General features: G+C 65.8%; 13 protein-coding genes and 1 riboswitch. Of the genes, 4 read left to right on the forward strand and 9 right to left on the reverse strand.

Annotated elements, in window-relative coordinates:
- The 4 genes from ABIB00_RS27645 to ABIB00_RS27660 all read right to left on the reverse strand — a co-directional run.
- Positions 1–846 (reverse strand): IS110 family RNA-guided transposase (locus ABIB00_RS27645; RefSeq protein WP_354106536.1); only part of this gene is annotated, 846 nt, incomplete at its 3' end.
- Between the two features lie 182 nt (positions 847–1,028).
- Positions 1,029–2,621: a bifunctional phosphoribosylaminoimidazolecarboxamide formyltransferase/IMP cyclohydrolase gene (gene purH / locus ABIB00_RS27650; protein ID WP_354106537.1), complete on the reverse strand. Its 1,593-nt coding sequence runs from the start codon at positions 2,619–2,621 to the stop codon at positions 1,029–1,031.
- Between the two features lie 22 nt (positions 2,622–2,643).
- Positions 2,644–2,725, reverse strand: a riboswitch (ZMP/ZTP riboswitch).
- Between the two features lie 59 nt (positions 2,726–2,784).
- A complete protein-coding gene (locus ABIB00_RS27655; RefSeq protein ID WP_354106538.1) occupies positions 2,785–4,503 on the reverse strand; it encodes a heparinase II/III family protein in 1,719 nt (572 codons plus the stop codon).
- Between the two features lie 155 nt (positions 4,504–4,658).
- Positions 4,659–6,005: an RsmB/NOP family class I SAM-dependent RNA methyltransferase gene (locus tag ABIB00_RS27660; RefSeq protein WP_354106539.1), complete on the reverse strand. Its 1,347-nt coding sequence runs from the start codon at positions 6,003–6,005 to the stop codon at positions 4,659–4,661.
- 188 nt (positions 6,006–6,193) lie between these two features.
- On the opposite strand from ABIB00_RS27660, the gene ABIB00_RS27665 reads away from it, so the two are divergent.
- Both ABIB00_RS27665 and ABIB00_RS27670 read left to right on the forward strand, forming a co-directional pair.
- Positions 6,194–6,394 (forward strand): DUF1674 domain-containing protein, encoded by a 201-nt coding sequence (locus ABIB00_RS27665; RefSeq protein ID WP_247444174.1) that lies wholly within the window; start codon positions 6,194–6,196, stop codon positions 6,392–6,394.
- A gap of 56 nt (positions 6,395–6,450) precedes the next feature.
- The gene (locus ABIB00_RS27670) at positions 6,451–7,041 is read left to right on the forward strand and encodes a thermonuclease family protein (RefSeq protein ID WP_354106540.1); all 591 of its coding nucleotides are present in this window, start codon (positions 6,451–6,453) and stop codon (positions 7,039–7,041) included.
- A gap of 54 nt (positions 7,042–7,095) precedes the next feature.
- On the opposite strand, the gene ABIB00_RS27675 is transcribed toward ABIB00_RS27670, so the two are convergent.
- Both ABIB00_RS27675 and acs read right to left on the reverse strand, forming a co-directional pair.
- Positions 7,096–7,611: a L,D-transpeptidase gene (locus ABIB00_RS27675; RefSeq protein ID WP_247352474.1), complete on the reverse strand. Its 516-nt coding sequence runs from the start codon at positions 7,609–7,611 to the stop codon at positions 7,096–7,098.
- Between the two features lie 445 nt (positions 7,612–8,056).
- Positions 8,057–10,003 (reverse strand): acetate--CoA ligase, encoded by a 1,947-nt coding sequence (gene acs / locus ABIB00_RS27680; protein WP_354106541.1) that lies wholly within the window; start codon positions 10,001–10,003, stop codon positions 8,057–8,059.
- A gap of 401 nt (positions 10,004–10,404) precedes the next feature.
- On the opposite strand from acs, the gene ABIB00_RS27685 reads away from it, so the two are divergent.
- Positions 10,405–11,574 carry a DNA topoisomerase IB gene (locus tag ABIB00_RS27685; RefSeq protein WP_354106542.1) on the forward strand — a complete coding sequence of 390 codons (1,170 nt, stop codon included), beginning with the start codon at positions 10,405–10,407 and terminating at the stop codon, positions 11,572–11,574.
- 13 nt (positions 11,575–11,587) lie between these two features.
- On the opposite strand, the gene ABIB00_RS27690 is transcribed toward ABIB00_RS27685, so the two are convergent.
- Positions 11,588–12,043: an SRPBCC family protein gene (locus ABIB00_RS27690; RefSeq protein ID WP_247444169.1), complete on the reverse strand. Its 456-nt coding sequence runs from the start codon at positions 12,041–12,043 to the stop codon at positions 11,588–11,590.
- Positions 12,044–12,144: 101 nt separating this feature from the next.
- Here ABIB00_RS27690 and ABIB00_RS27695 point away from each other — a divergent pair, with 101 nt between their 5' ends.
- Positions 12,145–13,239, forward strand: a complete 1,095-nt coding sequence (locus ABIB00_RS27695) for an adenylate/guanylate cyclase domain-containing protein (protein ID WP_354106614.1) — start codon at positions 12,145–12,147, stop codon at positions 13,237–13,239.
- A 55-nt stretch (positions 13,240–13,294) separates the two neighbouring features.
- Here ABIB00_RS27695 and ABIB00_RS27700 read toward each other — a convergent pair whose 3' ends face one another.
- Positions 13,295–13,708, reverse strand: coding sequence for an EVE domain-containing protein (locus ABIB00_RS27700; protein ID WP_247352467.1), 414 nt, complete (start codon positions 13,706–13,708; stop codon positions 13,295–13,297).
- A gap of 109 nt (positions 13,709–13,817) precedes the next feature.
- On the reverse strand, positions 13,818–14,798 hold the full coding sequence (locus ABIB00_RS27705) for an NAD(P)H-dependent glycerol-3-phosphate dehydrogenase (RefSeq protein WP_247352465.1): 981 nt from the start codon (positions 14,796–14,798) through the stop codon (positions 13,818–13,820).
- Between the last annotated feature and the right edge of the window lie 2 nt (positions 14,799–14,800).

Genomic DNA, 14,800 nt, shown 5'->3' on the forward strand with positions numbered 1-14,800 from the left:
GGCCTCATAGAGCGCCTCGCGCACGGAAGCGTCGCCGTTCTTGCTGATGCGGCCGGAGTAATCGGTCTCGCCTGACTGGTGCTTCTTCGGTGTCAACCCGAACAGCGGTCCCGCCCGCTTCGACGAGGCGAAGCGGGCGGGGTCGTCGATGGCGCAGGCATAGGTCAGCGAGATGATTGGTCCCACGGCCGGGGTCGACATCAGCAACCTGGCCTTGGCATCCAGAAGCGAGATCGCCCGCACCCGCTTCTCAAAGCTGTTGAACTCGCGCAGCAGCACCATGTGAACCGCGAGCATCGCCGCGGCGATCGTCTCGAGGGCCGGATGGCCGGCCACCAACTCGCTGATCCGTGTCGCAAAGTTGCGCTTCGTCGTCTTGCCGACCTTCAAGCCGAAGCCGCGCAAGATCCCGCGCAAGCTGTTCTCGATGTCCTGAAGCTTGGTCTGGATCAGCTTGCGCGCCGTCAGCATGGCGCGGGTCTCCTGGGCACTCATCGATTTGCAATGGACTGGCCGGAACCAGCCGAGCCGCATCAATTGCGCAATGTTGCGGGCATCGTTGCGGTCCGACTTCACCGGCATCGCCTTGAAGGCATCGCTCACATGGCGCGTCTCCAGAAGCTCAACGGCAAGGCCCGCCTTCTTCATCGCAGCGTAGAGCCACTGCGACAGAGGCCCCGCCTCAAGTCCGATCCGGGCGAGATCGAACCCGAGCGAATGGAGCCAGTCGATCAGTGCCTCCGGTTCGCTTGCCACCTTGGCCTCCCGGACGATCTTCCCCTTCGCATCGACAACGCACACACTTGAGCATTCCAACGACACGTCGATTCCGGCATAATGGTCCATGGTCGTCTCTCCTCGATGCTTGGGACGAGGCCTAACCTCGACCCCGTTACACCATCAATGTGAGGGACGACCGCCAACCTTCCAGTCAAGCCGCGCGACGCGCGCCACCAAATTGCGCCGTAGCTAGCGCGGCTTGGCTGGAAGGTCCCGGGGGGCCCGTTACCCCATCTACCGCCAATCAATCAGTGCCTGAAGTGCCGTGTCCCCGTGAACACCATGGCGATCCCGTGCTCGTCGGCGGCCTTGATCACTTCGTCGTCGCGCATGGAGCCGCCGGGCTGCACCACGGCGGTGGCGCCGGCCTCGATGCAGGCGAGCATGCCGTCGGCGAACGGGAAGAACGCATCCGACGCCACCACCGAGCCCTTGGTGAGCGGCTCGGCGAGCTTCAGCTCGGCCGCTGCATCCTGGGCCTTGCGCGCCGCGATCCGCGCTGAATCCACGCGGCTCATCTGGCCGGCGCCGATGCCGACGGTGGCGAGATCCTTGGCGTAGATGATGGTGTTGGACTTGACGTGCTTCGCCACCCGAAACGCGAACTTCAGGTCGCGCATCTCCGCATCATCAGGCGCACGCTTGGTCACGACCTTGAAAATCATGTCGTCGACCACCGCATTGTCGCGGCTCTGCACGAGAAGGCCGCCCGCCACCGTCTTGGCGGTGAGGCCGGGCGCGCGCGGATCGGGCAGGCTGCCGGCGAGCAGAAGGCGAAGGTTCTTGCGCGCGCCGATGATGGCGATCGCCTCTTCGCTGGCGTCAGGCGCGATGATCACCTCGGTGAAGATCTTTGTAATCTCCCGCGCGGTATCGGCGTCGAGTGCGCGGTTCATCGCGATGATGCCGCCGAAGGCCGAGGTTGAGTCGCAGGCCAGCGCCTTGCGATAGGCGCTGACGAGGTCCGAGCCCTCAGCGACGCCGCAGGGGTTGGCATGCTTGACGATGACGCAGGCCGCGGTGCGCCTGGCGTCGAACTCGCCGATGCATTCATAGGCCGCATCGGTGTCGTTGATGTTGTTGTAGGAGAGCTCCTTGCCCTGGAGCTGCCGCGCGGTCGAGACTCCCGGCCGCTTGTCGGGCGTCGCATAGAACGCCGCGGTCTGGTGCGGGTTCTCGCCATAGCGCAGCGACTGGATCAGCTTTCCGCCGAAGGCGCGGAAATCGGGTGCGTCGATTTCGAGCTGACGTGCGAACCAATTCGAGATCGCGGCATCATACGCGCCCGTGCGCGCGTAAGCCTTGGCGGCAAGGCGCCGGCGCAGCTTCAGCGTGGTTGCGCCTTTGTTGGCGGCGAGCTCGTCGAGCACGGCCTTGTAGTCCTCCGCCTCGACCACGACGGCGACGTCGTCATGGTTCTTCGCGGCGGCGCGGATCATCGCGGGGCCGCCGATATCGATGTTCTCGATGCAATCCTCAAAGCCCGCGCCTTTGTCGACGGTCGCCTCGAACGGATAGAGATTGACGACCAGGAGATCGATCGGTGCGATGCCGTGCGCCTTCATCGCTTCCGCGTGGTCCTTGTTGTCGCGGATCGCGAGCAGGCCGCCATGCACCTTCGGATGCAGCGTCTTGACGCGGCCATCCATCATCTCGGGGAAGCCGGTCAGCTCGGAGACGTCTTTCACCTTGAGGCCGGCCGCAGCGATCGCCTTGGCGGTGCCGCCGGTCGAGACCAGCTCGACATCATGCGCGGCAAGCGCCTTTGCGAAGTCGATCAGGCCGGTTTTGTCGGAAACGGAAAGAAGTGCGCGGGTGACGCGGCGGGGCTGGTCAGTCATGAGCAAGATCCTCTGTCTGAAGGAGTAATGCCCAGGCGCGCGGCAGCTATGTCCCACGCTTCCCGATGGTGCTCCATCCAAGGTCGCCAGTCGCGCGAGCGAGGGCTCGATAGCAGTTTTCGGTCGCTTTCACAACGATCAGATGGGGCCGGATCGCGGGCGTTTACAGCGGAAGTTCCGGCTCCCGCCGCGCGTTTCTGCGGGCGTTGGTGATCGCCGGCGAGGCGGTGGAGCGGACGAAACTCCAGCGGATCGAGGGCGCCTGCCGCGCATCCTGGCGGATCACGATCTGCGCGGTGCGGCGCGGGCCGTCATTGCCGGCCAGGAACACGCTGTCCTCGAGATCGACCTTGTCGTCGAGCGCCTCGAAGGTCCAGACGTCGCGGTTCGGCAACACCAGCATGACGCCGCGGGCATCGGACAGCCGGCTCGCCTTCACCGCCGCGTGCAGATGGAAGCGCAGCGCGAAATCGGCATCCGCGCCCTTGAAGCGTCCGCCCTGCGGCGGCGATAGCGTGTCCTCGCCGTCGATGCGCGCGCCGTCATTGGCGAGCATCAGCACGCGGCGGTGGATCGCGCCGAACTTGGCGAGATAGCCATCATGCGACGTCGTCAGCAGCGTGCCGTTCTGCACGATTTCGCGATAGCTCTCGACCTCGACGGGGCCGCTGGTGACGGGCGCGCCATGCAAGAGCCGCTTCATCGCCGACATCTCCACGAACTGGCATGATGAGGTGTCGTGATAGGTCAGCGTCGAATGCGCTGCCGTGCCGCGTGCGAACGGCCGCCAATTGTCGCGGCCCGTGGTCGGCATGCCGCAATTGGTGACGATGCGGCTGATGCCGGAGGACAGTTCGAACGACAGGCAGCCGGCATGGGCGTCATGGCTGACGCCGGCCGCCGGCGGCGGGCCGGTGTCGATGATCACGGTGGTCTGGCCGGCATCGAGGCGCTGGAAACCGGTATGCGGCATGTTCGCCATCGGCGCGCCGTGGGTGTCGTCATAGGCAAGCAGCGTCGCGAGCAGGTCCGAGGGTGTCGCGCTCATGCCGTTGAACAGCGCGAAATTGCCGTCGCCGTGGCGGAAGAAGCGCAGCATCGGCATCATGCGGTCGATCGCGTTGAGCAGCGCCGGCGGCGGCGCGATGTTGCGTGCGGCAAAGGTCTGCCGCAGCGGCAACAGGTCGATCAAGAGCTCGATCAGCGCACCCGGGTTGCGCGAGATATGTCCGCCGTCGGGCAGGATCTGCCGCTGCAATTCATCCGAGAGCTTCTTCGAGACGCTGCGGATGTGACTTGCCTGGTTGGCGAGGCACAGCGCCGCATAGCACAGCGCGATCAGCACCTGGAGTTTTGGCACCCCGTCGGGGATGTTGACCATGGTGTAGCGCAGGAAGCGGATCTCGCGCGCCAGCGCGCGCAGATAGCGGCGGTAGAATTTGTTGTCGGTGTCGTTGAGCACCAGCGGCGCCTGCGACAGCAGCGAGATCACGCGTCGCGCCAGCACGTCGGCGCGTCGCGCGACGGCACGGCGCTTGCTGCCGGGATTGGCGATCCAGTCCTCGATCAGCGCGCGCGCATTCGCGCGTGTCAGCGCGGTGTCGGCGGCGCGCAAATGGCGCAACCAGCCGAAGCCGAGCAGCGCGACCTCCCAATCCTCCGACGGCGGCTCGAGATCGAAGATCGAGCGGCCGTGGCAATTGACGATCTTGCCGGCGAAGACGAAGCGGCCGGCATAGATCTCGGCGGCGCGGGTCGCATCCGCGGTGCGCAGGTCATGCGGCGCGATGATCAGCCGGTCGGAGCGGCCGGGCCAGACCCGCGACAGGGCGACGGAACCACCGCTCGCGCGCGCGAGCACATTCCGCGCGAAGCGGTTCATCACCAGCGTCGAGATACGTCTGCGTTGAGCGACCGACACACCTTGCCTTGATGGGGAGAGGATTCCGACGAATCCTTCTTAATCCCAAAATCCGGCGGCCGACACCACCTTGAACGACGCGAATCAGCGCCGTGGTCGCAAAATCCACTGCAAAATCAGGATTTAACCAGCCGGGCCGCGAAAAATCCGTCGAGCCCGCCGAGCTTGGGATCGGCGTTCGGCAGATGGCTGGGCAGGGTGCGCAAGTCGCCCTCGGCGGTGATGATCTCGCCGAGCCCCGACACCTCTGATGCATCGACCGGGACGCGGCGAATCGCAGGCTCGGCGGCCAGTAGCGTGGCGATCGCATGCTCGCCCTCTTCGGGTTCCAGCGAGCAGGTGCAGTAGACCAGCGTTCCGCCGGGCTTGAGCAGCGAGACCGATTTTTGCAGCAACCGCTGCTGGAGCGTGGTCATCGCGGCGATGTCGGATTCCTGCCGGAGCCAGGATACGTCGGGGTGGCGGCGGATCGTGCCGGTCGAGGTGCAGGGCGCATCGATCAGGATGCCGTCGAAGCCATCGGCTGGGCCGGCCCATTCCACGGCGTCGGCGACGACAGTCTCGGCCTGGAGCGACAACCGCGTCAGATTCTCGCGCAGCCGCGCCACCCGGGCGGGCGAGCGGTCGATGGCCGTGACATGCGCGCCGGCCTGCGCCAGCTGCGCGGTCTTGCCGCCGGGAGCGGCGCAGAGATCGGCGATGGATTTGCCGGCAATGTCGCCGAACAGCCGGGCTGGCAGCGCGGCGGCGGCGTCCTGCACCCACCATTGTCCTTCGGCGAAGCCGGGAAGCATGGTCACCGCGCCGTGCAGCACCGTACGCACCGATCCAGTCGGCAGCACCTCGCCATGTAGCCGGCTCGCCCATTGCGCGGCGTCCGACTTCACGGTCAGATCCAGCGAAGGATCGTGGCTGAGCGCGAGCGCCATGTCCCTTGCGACTGTCTCGCCGTAATGCGCGCTCCAGCGCGCGAGCATCCAGGGCGGCAAATCCAGCGACTGCGCGGCAACCTCTTCCACCAGCGCCTTGCCCTCGCGGGCGCAACGGCGCAGCACGGCGTTGACGAGGCCGGCATAGCGGGCGGCCCGGCGGTCGGACTGCACGAGGCGAACGGAGAGATCGACGGCGGCGTGATCGGGCACGTCCATCCAGAGGATCTGGGCGGCGCCGATCAGCAGCGCGCTCTGCGCGCGCGGCGCATCGGAGGGGATGCCCTTGTCGAGCAGGCGGGACATCACGTGGCCGAGCGTGCCGAGCCGGCGCAGCACGGTGGCGACCAGGCGCCGCATCAGCGCGCGATCGCGGTCGGGAAGCGTCTTCAGTCCGGGATGGGCGCCGCTGCCGTCGAGCTGCTCGTCAAGTGTGCGGTGCTTCTGCAGCACGCCGTCGACGATGTCGGCAGCAATCCGCCGCGCGGCAAGACCAGGCACTTCGGATGGAGGGGCAAAACGTTGAGATGGCATGCGGAAGCAAGGTTCTCAGCAAGCGGCAGTTCCGCCGCAATGGGCGCATGCCTTGAGGACGCGATCTCTGGCACGCGAATATGCCAAATGTAAGAATCGCTTCCGGGTTTTTCAGCCCTTTCGGAGCAATTTCAGGAATGCGTTATTGGGCATCGCGCCGCGGGCCGTCCTGCGCTAGAAATTCGACGATGAGTGACCGGCCTCACGTTTCCGACCGCAAGCCGCTATCGCCGGCCGCCCAGCGTGCGCTGGCCGAAGCCGAAGCGCGCCGGCAGGCTGCGGCGATGGCGCATGCCGAAGCTGCGCCGAAAGAGGTGCAGGGGCCAAAGGGACCCGAGCCCACCCGGTACGGTGATTGGGAACGCAAAGGCATCGCCTCGGACTTTTGAGGCGCCGGGTTTACGCACACTTGCCGGTGCAGCCGACTCAGCCCTAGCGTGCGCGAATGCCCCGCTTCGATCCCAGCCATCAGTATCGACCCTCATTCCGCGGCTCGCCGTTCGGCCGTCGTTTCTCCGGATTGTTGCCGTGGATGTTCGTGGTCGGCGTCGCGCTGGCGGCTGTGCTCATCTTCAGGCACGGGACGAACTGGACGGTCCCGCACCCGGATGGCGGCGGCACGCGGGACGCCGAGATCGTGCTCCAGCAGGGCGGCCATCCCGATCGTCGCGAGTCGGTCGACGTTGTTCGCACCATTGACGGTGACACCTTTCTCGCGCGCGTTCGTCAGCGCGACGGCCGCGATCTCGTCGTGCGCGTTCGCTTGCGCGGCATCGACGCACCCGAGATGAAAGCATCCTGCCAGGAGGAACTGGACAAAGCCGAAGCCGCGGCCCGCGCATTGCGCGATCTGCTCGGCCAGGGCGGCGTGACGATCACCAACCTTGGCCCCGACAAATATGGTCGGGTTCTCGCCGACGTCGCGACCAGGCGAACCGCCAACGTTTCGGCGGCGTTGCTCGCCGGCGGTTACGCACGGAGCTACAATGGCGGCCATCGCGACGGCTGGTGCGCGCGCGGCTGGCGCTTCTGGTAACAAAAAAGCCGCGTCGACGGCGCGGCTCTTGTTGTCGGGATTTCGTCCCGGGGATCAGCGCGTCACGACGACCGTGGTGCCGACCGAGACGCGGCTGTAGAGATCGGTGATGTCGTCGTTGAGCATGCGGATGCAGCCATAGGAGACGAAGCCGCCGACCGAGCCCGGCACGTTGGTGCCGTGGATCGCGTATTCCCCGCCGGACAGCGTCATCGCCGCGACGCCCATCGGATTACGCGGCGAGCCGCCCGGAATGACGTCAGGGATGCTCGGCTTGTCGCGCTTCACCTCCGCAGGCGGCGACCAGGCCGGATTGCGGTACTTGCCGTCGATGCGGGTGGTGCCCGCCCACTGCTTGCCGGACTTGCCGACGCCCACCGGATAGCGCACCGCGTGGCCGTTATCGAGGACGAGATAGAGCCGACGCTCGTTGGTTTTGACCACGATGGTGCCCGGCGAATAGTCGGCCAGGTGCGTCCCCACCATTTCCGGCCGGGCCTGCGCCGCGGTCGACATCACGACCACCGCTCCGATGGTGGCAGCCAGCGCCACTGCAATCCTGATCGACATCGATTTTCCCCTTGACCCGAACCAATCGTCAAAAATGACGCACAACCGGCAATCGCCGACCTGCCAAATCCTCGTTAGGGGGCATTCTTAACCGCGCCTGTTAACCGGATGGTTTCCACGCACGGCCGCCAAGGGCCAGCCAGCAGGGGGAACAGAGGAAATGTTCGAAACAAAGTAAATGACTTGAAAACAACACTCAGCCGGAAAGATGCGGGCGCGCGGGCACGCGCCCTGACGAATGCGTGAGCGTGTGAACGGCTGTTGTTTGGGGGGCGTGGGGAGCGCGGTGGAATGCCGTTGGTTTTGTTTCCCGGACGCGGCGCGGCACGCAAGTGACGCGACGCAGAGCCGGGACCCAGATTTGTGCAAGGATAGATGGGCCCCGGCTCTGCAGCGCACCGCTATAGCAGCGCTGCGCTGTGTCCGGGGCACGAGAGACCCTGGCTCAGACCGACTTCTTGTTCTGCCGGTTCTTGACGAGATCGTCGACCACCGCGGGATCGGCCAAGGTCGAGGTGTCGCCGAGGCTGCCGGGCTCGTCCTCGGCGATCTTGCGCAGGATGCGGCGCATGATCTTGCCGGAGCGGGTCTTGGGTAGGCCGGGCGCGAACTGGATCTGGTCGGGCGAGGCGATCGGGCCGATCTCCTTGCGCACCCAGGTGACAAGCTCCTTGCGCAAATCCTCGGTCGGCTCGACGCCGGCCATCAGGGTCACATAGGCGTAGATGCCCTGCCCCTTGATGTCGTGCGGGAAGCCGACGACGGCGGCCTCCGACACCATCTCATGCGCGACCAGCGCGCTCTCGACTTCGGCCGTGCCCATGCGATGGCCGGAGACGTTGATGACGTCATCGACGCGGCCGGTGATCCAGTAATAACCGTCAGCATCGCGTCGGCAGCCGTCGCCGGTGAAGTACTTGCCCTTGTAGGTCGAGAAATAGGTCTGCTCGAAGCGGGCGTGGTCGCCATAGACCGTGCGCATCTGGCCCGGCCATGATCGCGTCAGGCACAGATTGCCTGATGTCTCGCCGTCCAGCACCTTGCCGTCGGCGTCGACGATCTCAGGCACCACGCCGAAGAACGGCTGCGTCGCCGAGCCCGGCTTCAGCTTGGTCGCGCCCGGCAGCGGTGTGATCAAAATGCCGCCGGTCTCGGTCTGCCACCAGGTGTCGACGATCGGGCAGCGGTCGTCACCGACGACACGGTGATACCACTCCCAGGCTTCCGGATTGATTGGCTCACCGACCGAGCCCAGCAGGCGCAAGCTGGCGCGCGAGGTCTTGGTCACCGGCTCGTCGCCGAACTGCATCAGCGCGCGGATCGCGGTCGGGGCGGTGTAGAAGATGTTGACCTTGTGCTTGTCGATGACGTTCCAGAATCGCGAATTATCCGGGTAATTCGGCACGCCTTCGAACATCAGCGTGGTCGCGCCGTTGGCGAGCGGTCCGTACAGAATGTAGCTGTGGCCGGTGACCCAGCCGACGTCGGCGGTGCACCAGTAGATGTCGCCGTCGTGATAGTCGAAGACGTATTGATGCGTCATCGCGGCGAACAGGAGATAGCCGGCGGAGGTGTGCAGCACGCCCTTCGGCTGGCCGGTCGAGCCCGACGTATAGAGGATGAACAGCGGATCTTCGGCGTGCATGTGCTCGACCCGGCATTCCGTCGTCACCATCGCGGCAGCCTCGTGATACCAGAGGTCGCGCGTCGGGTTCATGTCGACCTTGCCGCCGGTGCGCTTGACCACGACGACCCAGTCGACGCCGTCTGCCTTGGCGAGCGCCGCGTCCACATTGGCCTTCAGCGGCACCCTCTTGCCGCCGCGCAGGCCTTCGTCCGCGGTGATGATCACCTTGGACTGGCAGTCGTTGATGCGCTGGGCGAGGCTGTCGGGCGAGAAGCCGGCGAACACCACGGAGTGAACCGCGCCGATCCGCGCGCAGGCCAGCATCGCGTAGGCCGCTTCCGGAATCATCGGCAGGTAGATGGTGACGCGGTCACCTTTCTTGACGTTGCGGGTGCGCAGGATGTTGGCCATCCGGCAGACCTCGTCGTGCAGCTCCTTGTAGGTGATGTGCTTGGACTGCGAGGGATCGTCGCCTTCCCAGATGATCGCGGTCTGGTTGGCGCGGGTGTGGAGATGCCGGTCGATGCAGTTATGGGCGACGTTGAGGACGCCGTCCTCGAACCATTTGATCGAGATGTTGCCGGGCGCGAAGGAGACGTTCTCGATCTTCGTCGGCGCGTGCATCCAGTCGACGCGCTTGGCCTGCTCGGCCCAGAAGGCGTTCGGGTCCGAGATCGAGCGGGCGTACATGTCCTTGTACTTGGCCTGGTCGATCCAGGCGCGCTTCGCCCATTCCGCGGGGACGTCGTAGAGCTTCTCGGACATGTTTCCCTCCCTCCACATGCGGCAAGCCGAGCACGGGCCACTGGCGAGCCGACTTGATCGTTGAACTGATTATGCGTCGGGCTAACCGGACCCGACAAGGTGCACAAGCTGGACCTTCGGCGAGCGCCCGGCCAGACGAAGGATCAAGGCCATCGGGCCGGCTGTCGCAGATCTGGAACAGGCCGGGGCCGCTTTCGGGCCTTTGCCCAAACCCTCGGAACAGTCCGCCGCAGAGCCCCATGCATTCGCCAGAGGTATTTAGAAACCGCACCTCACTGATTCGGGACTCGCAATGCTGTTCGGAACACCCTAAGTGGCTAACCCGGGTCCAACGAGACCCTTGGAACAAAGATCAGAACAGCGGCATTGACCGATAACAGACAGGGCTAAGGCTTAAGACTATGATGGATCAGCAGAATTTCGGGACGATACGGCCCGCTTCAGCCGATCCTGCAGCCGTTGCGCTGGCCAAAGCACTCGGACAATGGCCGAAACCGGCAGGTTCCGCCCGTCTTAGCCCGAAAAAAGCGTTCGACACGGCGCCTGCTGCAACGGTCGAGGCGCTCGCCAAGGAACTGGGCCTGCGGCTCGGCGACCAGAACGAGCTGAAGATCCGGCGCATCAAGCGCGGCAAGGGCTATTCCTTCGTCCGTCCCAATGGCGCGCATATCCGCGATGCCCGCACCATCCGCCGGCTGCATTCCATGGCGGTGCCGCCGGCCTATCGCGAGGTGCGCTACTCGGCCGATCCGAGCTCGCATCTCCAGGCGGTCGGACGCGATGCCGCGGGCCGGCTGCAATATCGCTATCACGCCGATTGGGAGAAGGTCCGCGAGCAACGCAAGGCGCATCGGCTGGAGAAACTCGTCGGCGCGCTGCCAAAGATCCGGCGCAAGGTTTCGGCGTTCCTGTCGGGCGAGGAGCCGACGCGCGAGTTCGCGCTCTCGGCCGTCATCGAACTGATTGCGCGCACCGCGATCCGCCCCGGCAACGAATCCTACGCCCGCCTCAACGGCACCCGCGGCGCCACCACGCTGCTGAAGTCCAACGTCACGCTGGAAGACGATTGCTTCGTGCTGACCTTCAAGGCCAAGGGCGGCAAGGCGGTGCGCAAAGAGTGCGATGCGGCCAAGCTGGTGCGTGCCATCGGCATTTTGCAGGGCGTCCCTGGCAAGCGCATGTTCCAGTATCGCGATGCCTACGGCGTCGTGCGCGCGGTGAACACCACGCAGGTGAACGCGTTCCTGCGCGAGATCGCCGGCATCAAGATCTCGCTGAAGGATTTTCGTACGCTGATGGCCTCCGCCGTCGTCGTGGAATCGCTGTCGCGGATCACCCCGGCGACCAGCCAGCACGGCCGCAAGAAGCAGGTGCTGGAAGCGATCCGCGCCGCCGCCGACCAGCTCTCCAATACGCCGGCGATCTGCCGCAAGAGCTATGTGCACGACACCATCGTCACCGCGTTCGAGGACGGCATCCTCGAACGCTTCGCCGCGACCATGAAGGGCCAGCGCTCGCAGGCCAGGCGCGAGCAACTTTTGCAGCAGGTGGTGGCGACCGCGGCGGTCTGACCTTCGCCCGTCGCTACGCCTTGTTGGAAACACCCCTGTCGGGACCGGGATCGCCGCCCGCGGCCGCGGTCGTGAGCCGTTCCAGATAATGCGTCCATCCCGTCGCGTGGGCAGCAGCCTGTTCCTCGGTCGGCAGTCCGCTATGGGTCATGCGCAGCAGCGTGCCGCCGTCGCGTTCGATCAGGTCGATCTCGATCAGGCTCGAGCCGGGCGGCACTTCCTGGCCGCTCTCCCATCCAAAAGTGTAGGCGAGACGATGCACCGGCACGACTTCGCGGAACGCGCCGCGGGCGACGCCGCCGCGGGGGCCGATGCCTTTGAGCAGATACAGCCCGCCGGGATGCGGCTCAGTGGTCGCGTCGGAGCCCATCCAGCTCAAAATCTTCTCGGGGTCGGTCAGGTAAGCGAAGACGGTGGCGCGTGGGGCTGCGATCTGGGTCTCGCGTCGCACTATGAAGGGTTCGGTCATCGGCGATCATCCCTGGGCTGACACTGGGACATGGCGGCGCTCGCGCGGCCCGTCAAGGATTGCCCGTGACAAAGAGGGTCTGGCTTCGTCATGATCGGACCATGCACCTCTCGCCGACGCTCGCCTGGCTTGTCGATGCCGCCGCCGATAGCGCCGGGGCCGACCGCCTGCTCATGGAACTCGGCGCACATCTGGTCGCCGACGGCGTGCCGCTCGCGGCGGGCAGCCTGACGCTGGAGGTGCCACATCCGCTGATCGCGAAGCGGACCTGGTTGTGGCGCGCGGAGAGCGGCCGGGTGATCGAAGCGCTTGGCTTCGCACCTGGCGGCCTCGCGCCCGACACGCCCAACGATGCCGGCCGCCGCTGGCTGCGCGACATCGCGGACGGTGAGGTGCACGAAGACGCGGTCGGACCGCCCGATGGGCCTTTGCTCGGCTGGATCGGGCCGCGTCCGTTCACTGCGGACGAGATCGAGCAATTGCGCCGGGCTGCGCGCTTTGCCGCGACACCCCTTGCGGTGCTTGCCGCGCGTGCAACGTTGCGCGCGACGTTGGATGCTTATCTTGGCAAGCGCAGTGCGGAGCGGGTACTGGCGGCACCCCTGCGCCGCGATCTCGGCGAGACCATACAGGCCGCGCTGCTCTATGCCGATCTGCGCAACTTCACGCTCCTGTCGGAAGCCACGCCGCCTGCCGACGTCATCGCGGCGCTCGATGCCTGGTTCGATCGCATTGCCGGCGCGGTTCACGCCTTCGGCGGCGAGGTGCTGAAATTCATCGGCGACGGTGTGCTCGCGATCTTTCCGGTGGTCGAGGCGTCTCCGCGCCACGCGTGCGATGCGGCTCTGCGTGCCGCGAGCGCAGCCGAAGCCGGGATGGCGTATCTCAACGCGGAGCGCCGTGCCCAAGGTCTGCCGCCGCTCGCGTTCGGCGCGGCGCTGCATCTCGGCGGGATGCTGTGGGGCAATATCGGCGCCGCCAACCGGCTCGATTTCACGGCGATCGGTCCCGCCGTCAATCTCGCCAGCCGCCTCGAAGGATTGTGCAAGCCGCTCGGCAGGACGGTTCTGGTGTCCGGCGCGCTCGCCGCGGAGACGGACATGCCTCTGATCGCGCTTGGATCGCATTCGCTACGCGGCATCGCTGCGCCATGTGAGGTGTTTGCGTTGCCGGAGACGCAAGCTCGGATATCGTAGCGCTGATGGAGCAAAGCTAATCCCGGATCGGACTACACACCTGCAATTGCAGCAACTACATCCCACCCATCTTGCAGACGAGCTTCCATTCCTCGGCCGTCACCGGCTGCACCGAGAGGCGCGAATACTTCACCAGGGCCATGTCGGCGAGTTTCTTCTCGGCCTTGATCGTGGCCATCGTTACCGGCGTCTTCAAGGGTTTGTCGGCCTTGATGTCGACGCAGACGAATTTTGCGGTCTTGTCGGTCGGATCGGGATAGGCTTCCTTGATGATCTCCGCGATGCCGACGATCTCCTTGCCCTCGTTGGAATGATAGAAGAACGCCTTGTCGCCCTTCTTCATGTTCACGAGGTTTATGCGCGCGGTGTAATTGCGCACGCCGGTCCAGGCTTCGCCCTTGGCGCCCTTCGCCACCTGCTGGTCCCAGGACCACACCGACGGTTCGGATTTCACCAGCCAGTAGTTCATCGCAAACTCACCTCATTGTTGTTGGACCGGGATCCCTGCGGTTCGCCGCTAGGCTAAACCAGCGCGCACAGGTCGTTAAGTGCAACCTGCGACGCGGTAGAGGCCGCCGTCATTCCTCAGCCTTGAACGGCCTTGTCAGCAGCCCTTCGATCGCGGCGTCAATCGTCAACCGGCCATCCAGGATGGCAGCCACTGCCTGGGAGACCGGCATGTCGACGTGCCGCGCGGCCGCGAGCTCGACCAGCACGGGCGCAGTGAATGCACCTTCCGCAAGCTTGCCCGCCGGCGCCGCCTCTCCACGACCGAGCGCTATCCCGAGCGCGAAATTGCGCGATTGCGCGGTCGAACAGCTCAGGAGCAGGTCGCCGAGACCGGAGAGGCCGGAGAGCGTTTCCGTGCGCGCGCCACAGGCGCGGCCGAGCCGCGCCAGCTCGCTGAAGCCGCGCGTGGTCAGTGCGGCGAGCGCGGAGGCGCCGAGCTTGCGGCCGACCACGATGCCGGCGGCAATCGCCAGCACGTTCTTGGCCGCGCCGCCGATCTCGACGCCGCGGACATCCGTTGTGTGATAGGGCCGGAAGGTCGCCGAGCCCAGCGCCTGCACGAGGCTGCTGGCCAGCGCTTCTTCCACCGCCGCCAGCGTTACCGCAGTCGGCAGGCCGCGCGCGACGTCGTCGGCAAAGCTTGGGCCCGACAGGATCGCCGGCTGCGCGTGAGGCGCGGCCTCCGCGATCACGTCGGTCATGAATTTGTGCGTGCCGTGCTCGATGCCCTTGGCGCAGGCGACGATCGGCACCGGCTTTGCGAGGTGCGAAGCCAGCATGTTGACCGCGCCGCGCAGATGCTGCGCCGGCGTCGCGATCAGCAGCATGTCCGCGCGCGCCGCCATGGTGAGATCGCTCGTGACGATGATCTCCGGCGCGATCCGTACGCCGGGCAGCCGCGGATTGTCGCGGCTCGATGCGATTCGTATTGCGTGCTCGGCATTGCGAGCCCAGAGCGTCACGTTTCGTCCGGCTCGCGCAGCCACAGTCGCGAGCGCCGTGCCCCAGGCGCCTGCACCGATCACCGCGACGGATCGGAACGCTGTCATTG

The organism is Bradyrhizobium sp. LB14.3 (assembly GCF_040547985.1).
Lineage (GTDB): Bacteria > Pseudomonadota > Alphaproteobacteria > Rhizobiales > Xanthobacteraceae > Bradyrhizobium.

Bases quoted from the DNA above. Each gene is read 5' to 3' on its own strand.
- ABIB00_RS27675 (WP_247352474.1), bottom strand. From the start codon at position 7,611: ATGTCGATCAGGATTGCAGTGGCGCTGGCTGCCACCATCGGAGCGGTG.
- ABIB00_RS27695 (WP_354106614.1), top strand. From the start codon at position 12,145: ATGCACCTCTCGCCGACGCTCGCCTGGCTTGTCGATGCCGCCGCCGAT.
- ABIB00_RS27690 (WP_247444169.1), bottom strand. From the start codon at position 12,043: ATGACCGAACCCTTCATAGTGCGACGCGAGACCCAGATCGCAGCCCCA.
- acs (WP_354106541.1), bottom strand. From the start codon at position 10,003: ATGTCCGAGAAGCTCTACGACGTCCCCGCGGAATGGGCGAAGCGCGCC.
- ABIB00_RS27670 (WP_354106540.1), top strand. From the start codon at position 6,451: ATGCCCCGCTTCGATCCCAGCCATCAGTATCGACCCTCATTCCGCGGC.
- ABIB00_RS27685 (WP_354106542.1), top strand. From the start codon at position 10,405: ATGATGGATCAGCAGAATTTCGGGACGATACGGCCCGCTTCAGCCGAT.
- ABIB00_RS27705 (WP_247352465.1), bottom strand. From the start codon at position 14,798: ATGACAGCGTTCCGATCCGTCGCGGTGATCGGTGCAGGCGCCTGGGGC.
- ABIB00_RS27700 (WP_247352467.1), bottom strand. From the start codon at position 13,708: ATGAACTACTGGCTGGTGAAATCCGAACCGTCGGTGTGGTCCTGGGAC.
- purH (WP_354106537.1), bottom strand. From the start codon at position 2,621: ATGACTGACCAGCCCCGCCGCGTCACCCGCGCACTTCTTTCCGTTTCC.
- ABIB00_RS27660 (WP_354106539.1), bottom strand. From the start codon at position 6,005: ATGCCATCTCAACGTTTTGCCCCTCCATCCGAAGTGCCTGGTCTTGCC.
- ABIB00_RS27665 (WP_247444174.1), top strand. From the start codon at position 6,194: ATGAGTGACCGGCCTCACGTTTCCGACCGCAAGCCGCTATCGCCGGCC.
- ABIB00_RS27655 (WP_354106538.1), bottom strand. From the start codon at position 4,503: ATGAACCGCTTCGCGCGGAATGTGCTCGCGCGCGCGAGCGGTGGTTCC.